We start from the raw sequence: 6,182 nt of genomic DNA, 5'->3' as shown, positions 1-6,182 counted from the left end.
CTGCGATCTGTTGATCTTGCTGTTAAAAACAAGATCAACAGATCGCAGCCTCGTTTCACTCGACAGCTCCTACAGGGTTTTTTTGGTGTTTAGGTGATCGGGGAGTAGCCTTCGATTTCGTCCGGCCAGGCGGTGAGGATTTCGAAGCCGGTTTCGGTGACCGCGACCATGTGTTCCCACTGCGCCGACAGCGAGCCATCCTTGGTCAGCACCGTCCAGCCGTCCGGCATGTTCTTCACGTGACGTTTACCGGCATTGAGCATCGGCTCGACAGTGAAAATCATCCCGGTCTTGAGCTTCATGCCCTGATTCGGGAAGCCGTAATGCAGAATCTGTGGCTCGTCGTGATAGACCTTGCCGATCCCGTGCCCGCAATACTCGCGCACGACGCTGAAGCCTTCCTTCTCCGCCAGCGTCTGGATCGCGTGGCCGATGTCGCCCAAGGTGGCGCCCGGTTTCACCACGCGAATCCCCGCGCACATGGCGTCATAAGTGGTCTTGATCAGATGCTGCGCTTCAGGCGTCGCCTCGCCGACCACGTACATGCGGCTAGTATCACCGAACCAGCCGTCCTTGATCACCGCAATATCGAGGTTGACGATGTCACCATCCTTCAGCGGTGTGCCCGACGGGATGCCGTGGCACACCACATCGTTGACCGACGCGCAGACGGTTTTCGGAAATCCGTGATAACCGACGTTGGCCGGCACGGCTTTCTGCACGTTGACGATGTAGTCATTACACAGTTGATCGAGCTGATCAGTGGTGACGCCCGCCTTCACATGCGGCACCAACATCGCCAGCACTTCAGCGGCGAGTTTGCCGGCAGCGCGCGATTGCGCGATGTCGGCCGGGGTGTTGATCTTGATCTGGTTTCTCATGCGCTGACGGCTTCCTGAGTCAGTTGTTGCAGATCCAGCCCGCCGTTCTGTTCGGCGCGGATCAGCAAGCGGCAAATGGCGCTGTGGTCGAGGTTGGGGTGCAGTTCGGCGAGCATGCCGATGCGCATCCAGTGTTCGGCCTGCGCGTTGATCGAGCGGCTGAGGGCGTTGCTGGAGATGCGCAGGTTCTCGTGCATGTCCTCTGAAATCTTTACGATGCCCATATATGAATCCGATACGATGTGTATATGGAACGTATATTAGCCAGCCTCTATTAAAAATTGCAAATACGACCCCTGTAGGAGCTGCCGAAGGCTGCGATCTTTTGATCTTGCTCTCCAAAAACAAAGTCAAAAGATCGCAGCCTTCGGCAGCTCCTACAGGGTAATGCGCAACAAATTTCAGGCAAAAAAAAGCTGCCAAAACTGGCAGCAAAAACTTTAAGAACACGCGATGTATTGGCCTCAGCATAGACGCCAGATAATGACAGTGTCATGACAGCCACAAATTCACCGAACCGCCCCTGCCCCCGTCATCAGGCTGTCATCAAGATCACGGCAGAATCCTCGCAAACCGTCCTGCGCCGCGCGACGGTTGTTTTGCAAGGATTCCCATGAAAGAACACGCCCCGCTGTTCGCTGCCATCGACCTCGGTTCGAATGCCTTTCGCCTGATGATCGGCCAGTCGGTGCGCAGTCGCAAAGGCTTCCTGATTCAGGAAGTGAAAACCCTGCGCGAACCGGTGCGTCTTGCCGAAGGTTTGGACGGCGGCGCGCTGGATGCGCTGGCGCTGGATCGCGGTTGGCAAGCGTTGGCGCGGTTCGGCAAAAAACTGCGCGGTTTCGAGGCCGGCCGGGTGCGTGCGGTGGCGACCAGTGCGGTGCGTGAAGCGGACAATGCGCAGCTGTTTCTGGCCAGTGCCGAACGGCATCTGGGCTTCCCGATCGACGTGATTTGCGGCCATGAAGAGGCGCGCCTGGTCTACGCCGGCGTGACTCACGCCTTGCCGAGCGCCGAAGACCTGCGCCTGGTGGTCGACATTGGCGGCGGTTCCACCGAGCTGATCCTCGGCCAGGGTTCACAACCGTTGCTGACCGAGAGTATCGCCATCGGCAGCGGCACCTTGAGCACGCGTTTCTTTCGCGGCGGCGATGTGTCCGCCGGCGCGCTGCAGGAAGCCGAGCGCTTCGCCATCCTGCAGTTTGAAAAAGTTGCCCGGCGCTACCGTGCTCAGGGCTGGCAGCAGACCATCGGTTCGTCCGGCACCGCGCGCATGCTGGCCAAAGTGCTCAAGGCCAACCGCCTCAACGATTTGGGTCAGGACGGCATCACCTACGGCGGACTGCTGCGCCTGTCGCTGCTGCTGCTGAAAGTGAACAACGTCCAGCAACTGCAACTCGCCGGCCTGCAACCGCACCGCCAAAGCATTCTCCCCGGTGGACTGGTGTTGATGCTGGCGGCGTTCAAAGTGTTTGGCATCGCGCAAATGCTGCCCTCCGAACCGGGCCTGCGTTTGGGCGTGTTGCACGGTTTGATGAGCCAACACTAATCCTCGCTGCGGCAGATTCGTCTCCCCTTCAGCGGCTCGATCGACTACCATGCCGCCGCCGGTTCCCGAAGGGGACTAAGAGGGAATCCGAGGTGCTCGCACAGCACTGACCGGAACTGCCCCCGCAACTGTAGGTGCCGAGCCTGCTCCACGACTGCCACTGGGTGAATCCCGGGAAGGCCGGAGCCAGGCGATGACGCATCAGTCAGGAGACCTGCCGGCACAGTGACTCACTAACCGGCGGGGTGTCCGGGAAGGACATCGTGCCGTGCGCATCTTCAATGGATGACCGGCCTTGCGCTGTTGCCCTGACCGCGTTCGATGGTGTGTTTCCAATCCGTACTCTCCCGCTCCGCGTACGGATTCCCCGGAGACTGCCTCATGCTGCTGCCCCGCGTTGCCACCTTCATCACTGGCCTGAGCCTTTGCACCCTGGCCCACGCGGCACCGACCGCTTACCCGCTGACGGTGGAAAACTGCGGCAGCACCCTCACCTTCCAACACGCCCCGACGCGCACGGTGACCATCGGCCAGGCCGGCACGGAAATGCTTTACGCCCTGGGCCTGGCCGACAAAGTCGTCGGGACTTCGCTGTGGTTCAACAACGTGCTGGCCAAGTACAAGGCGCAGAACGATCAGATCGAGCGCCTGGCCGATAACGAGCCGAGTTTTGAATCGGTGATCGGCAAGCGTCCGGAACTGGTCGCCGTGGAACTGGAATGGATGGTCGGCCCGCAAGGCGCGGTCGGCACTCGCGAACAGTTTCATGAACTGAAGATTCCGACGTACCTGCTGCCCTCCGATTGCGAAGCCAAGGACAACCTCGTCGGCGCCGACGGCACGCGCCTGGCCCCGTTTCGCATCGACACGATCTACAAGAGCGTCAGCCAACTGGCGCAAATCTTCGATGTGCAGGAGCGTGGCCAGCAGCTCAACGACGCACTCAAGGCCAGTCTCGCCCGCTCGATTGCCACCGCCCAGGGCAAACAGCTGAAGGACGCCAGCGCGCTGGTCTGGTTCTCCAGCGCACAAATGGACATCGAGCCGTTCGTGGCCGGAAACAAAGGCATTCCCGATTTCATGCTCAGCACCCTCGGCGTGCGCAACGTGGTGCAATCCGATGAAGAGTGGCCAACGGTTGGCTGGGAAACCATCGCCAAGGCCAACCCGACCTTCCTCGTCATTGCCCGCATGGACCGTCGACGCTTCCCCGCTGACGACCATGAAAAGAAACTCGCCTTCCTGCGCAGCGACCCGGTGACGCGCAACATGGACGCGGTGAAACACAACCGCATCATCGTTCTCGACGCCATGGCCATGCAGGCCAGCCTGCGCATGTTCGATGGCCTGGAACAATTGGCCACGGCCATCAACGGCTATGACCTGTCGCAATGAGTGCAAGCCTGATCCGTACGCTGCTGGCCTTGGCGACACTGTTGATTGCAGTGGTTGCCGGCGTGGCCATCGGTGAGACCTCGATTGAACCGGGCGTGGTGTTGCAAGTCCTCGCCAACAAACTGTGGGGCGCCGGCTACGCGCTCGACCCCATCGACGAAGGCATTGTCTGGAACTATCGATTGACCCGCGCATTGGTCGCGGCGGCCTGTGGTGCCGGGTTGGCGACATGCGGGGTGATTTTGCAGTCGCTGTTGCGCAACCCGTTGGCCGATCCGTATCTGCTGGGCATCTCCGCCGGCGCCTCGACCGGCGCGGTGATGGTGGCATTGCTCGGCGTCGGCGCCGGGGTGGTTTCGCTGTCGGCGGGCGCGTTTGCCGGGGCGGTGACGGCGTTCGTGCTGGTGATCGTGCTGGCGCGGGTCAGCGGCTCGGCCAGTGGCACCGGACAAATCATTCTCGCGGGCATCGCCGGCTCGCAGCTGTTCAATGCACTGACCGCGTTTCTGATTACCCGCTCAGCCAGTTCGGAACAGGCGCGCGGCATCATGTTCTGGCTGCTCGGCAATCTCGGCGGCGTGCGTTGGCCGTCGGTGTGGCTGGCAGTGCCGGTGGCCTTCGCCGGTCTGGTCGTGTGCCTGTGGCATCGTCGCGCGCTGGATGCGTTTACCTTTGGCGCAGACTCGGCGGCGTCCCTCGGCATTGCGGTGCGCCGGGTGCAGATTCTGCTGATCGGCTGTGCGGCGCTGGTGACAGCGGTGATGGTCTCGATTGTCGGCTCGATCGGCTTTGTCGGGCTGGTGATTCCGCATGCCGCACGTCTGCTGCTCGGCACCGGGCATGCTCGGCTGTTGCCGGCCAGTGCGTTGGGGGGCGCGGTGTTCTTGATCGCCGCCGACGTGTTGTCGCGCACCTTGATCAAGGGGCAGGTGATTCCGGTCGGCGTGATCACCGCGCTGGTCGGTGCGCCGGTGTTCGCGTTGATTCTGGTCGCACGCAGGTCTGCTCGATGAGCGGCGTTCTGAGTTGTTCCGGGTTGACCTTCAAGGTGCGCGGTGCCGAGTTGCTCAACGGTGTCAGCCTTGCAGTTGAGCGCGGTGAAACCCTTGGTATCGTCGGGCCCAACGGTTCGGGCAAATCGACCCTGTTGAAACTGTTGGCCGGGTTGCGCGAACCGAGCGCTGGCGAGGTACTGCTCGACGGTCAGCGTCTGGGCAAAATGCCCCGCCGCAGCATTGCGCAGAAACTTGCGGTGGTCGAGCAACAGGCTGACACCGACGACGGCATTCGCGTGTTCGACGCTGTAGCGCTGGGGCGCACGCCGTGGCTGTCGGCGCTGCAACCGTGGTCGGCGGCTGACGACGCCATCGTCCAACAGGCGCTGACCGACGTTGACGCGACGCACCTGCGCAATCGTCTCTGGCGCAGCCTGTCGGGCGGTGAGCGACAACGGGTACACATCGCTCGGGCATTGGCGCAGCGACCGCAAATTCTATTGCTGGATGAGCCGGCCAATCATCTCGACATTCAGCACCAACTGACCATTCTCAACGTGGTGCAGGCGTTGCCGGTGACCACGTTGATCGCCCTGCATGATCTGAATCAGGCGTTGAAATGCGATCGTCTGGCGGTGCTGGAGCGCGGGCGGCTGGTGGCGTTGGGCGAACCGCTGGAGGTGCTGACACCGCAGCGGTTGCAGGAAACATTCGGGGTCAGAGCGCATTACCTGACGGACCCGTTTGACGGGGCGCAGATTCTGCGTTTTCACGCATGACGGCGTGCATGTGTGTGGTCTGCCACACCGGGTCAGCGTCGACATCAATGATCTCGAAACCCTGCCGCTGCCAGAACGCGATGGCGCCCGGCAGAAACGGATGGGTGTGCAGGTAAATCACGTCTACTGCGTTGGCGAGTGCCAGATCCTTGAGTGATCGATACAGTGCGCCGGCCAGCCCTGAACGGCGCTGCGCAGGCAGGACGAACAGACGCACGACCTCCACCACGTTGCGGTCGGGATAGGCAAGGTGCGGGAAGCGTCGGTCGTACGGGAGATAGCCGATGGACGCGACGATTTGCCCTTCGTGGCGAGCGATCAGAAAGCGCCCTTCCCCACGCAGATAAACCTCGGCAAAACGCGCCAGATCGTCGGGCATGCCCGTCGCGCTCAGCTTCGGGAAAAGCTCGGCGCGGGCCTTTAGAACAAAATCCAGCACCTGGGCAACGTCTGCTTCAGACACTGCCTGAATAATCGGTTGATGACTCATGTAACGGCAAACACCTGGACTGCGGCTGGCCACAGTAGCAACAGCCTCCCGGTGATGCCAGCCATCCGTCTACCTGTAGGAGCTGCCGCAGGC

Annotated in this window: 7 protein-coding genes and 1 riboswitch; of the genes, 4 read left to right on the top strand and 3 right to left on the bottom strand. The window is 61.5% G+C overall.

Translation table 11 applies throughout. From position 1 onward, the window contains the following. Positions 1-89: 89 nt before the first annotated feature. Both map and PMI37_RS26900 read right to left on the bottom strand, forming a co-directional pair. On the bottom strand, positions 90-881 hold the full coding sequence (gene map / locus PMI37_RS26905) for a type I methionyl aminopeptidase (RefSeq protein ID WP_008087151.1): 792 nt from the start codon (positions 879-881) through the stop codon (positions 90-92). Beyond that, a complete protein-coding gene (locus tag PMI37_RS26900) occupies positions 878-1,105 on the bottom strand; it encodes a ParD-like family protein (RefSeq protein ID WP_007918027.1) in 228 nt (75 codons plus the stop codon). The genes map and PMI37_RS26900 overlap by 4 nt, the downstream gene beginning before the upstream one ends. 389 nt (positions 1,106-1,494) lie before the next feature. On the opposite strand from PMI37_RS26900, the gene PMI37_RS26895 reads away from it, so the two are divergent. From PMI37_RS26895 to PMI37_RS26880, 4 genes are all read left to right on the top strand, one after another. Further along, entirely contained in the window at positions 1,495-2,430 is a 936-nt protein-coding gene (locus tag PMI37_RS26895; protein ID WP_008087148.1) for a Ppx/GppA family phosphatase, read from the top strand. 42 nt (positions 2,431-2,472) lie between these two features. Beyond that, positions 2,473-2,666: riboswitch (cobalamin riboswitch) on the top strand. Between the two features lie 145 nt (positions 2,667-2,811). Beyond that, positions 2,812-3,825, top strand: a complete 1,014-nt coding sequence (locus PMI37_RS26890; RefSeq protein ID WP_008087146.1) for an ABC transporter substrate-binding protein — start codon at positions 2,812-2,814, stop codon at positions 3,823-3,825. A gap of 8 nt (positions 3,826-3,833) precedes the next feature. Continuing rightward, entirely contained in the window at positions 3,834-4,838 is a 1,005-nt protein-coding gene (locus PMI37_RS26885) for a FecCD family ABC transporter permease (RefSeq protein ID WP_177323340.1), read from the top strand. Beyond that, on the top strand, positions 4,835-5,599 hold the full coding sequence (locus PMI37_RS26880) for an ABC transporter ATP-binding protein (RefSeq protein WP_008087141.1): 765 nt from the start codon (positions 4,835-4,837) through the stop codon (positions 5,597-5,599). The genes PMI37_RS26885 and PMI37_RS26880 overlap by 4 nt, the downstream gene beginning before the upstream one ends. On the opposite strand, the gene PMI37_RS26875 is transcribed toward PMI37_RS26880, so the two are convergent. After that, positions 5,538-6,089: a GNAT family N-acetyltransferase gene (locus PMI37_RS26875; protein WP_008087139.1), complete on the bottom strand. Its 552-nt coding sequence runs from the start codon at positions 6,087-6,089 to the stop codon at positions 5,538-5,540. The genes PMI37_RS26880 and PMI37_RS26875 overlap by 62 nt on opposite strands. Between the last annotated feature and the right edge of the window lie 93 nt (positions 6,090-6,182).

Source organism: Pseudomonas sp. GM80, assembly GCF_000282515.1.
Taxonomy (GTDB): domain Bacteria; phylum Pseudomonadota; class Gammaproteobacteria; order Pseudomonadales; family Pseudomonadaceae; genus Aquipseudomonas.
This window is presented reverse-complemented; position numbering and strand designations above follow the sequence as displayed.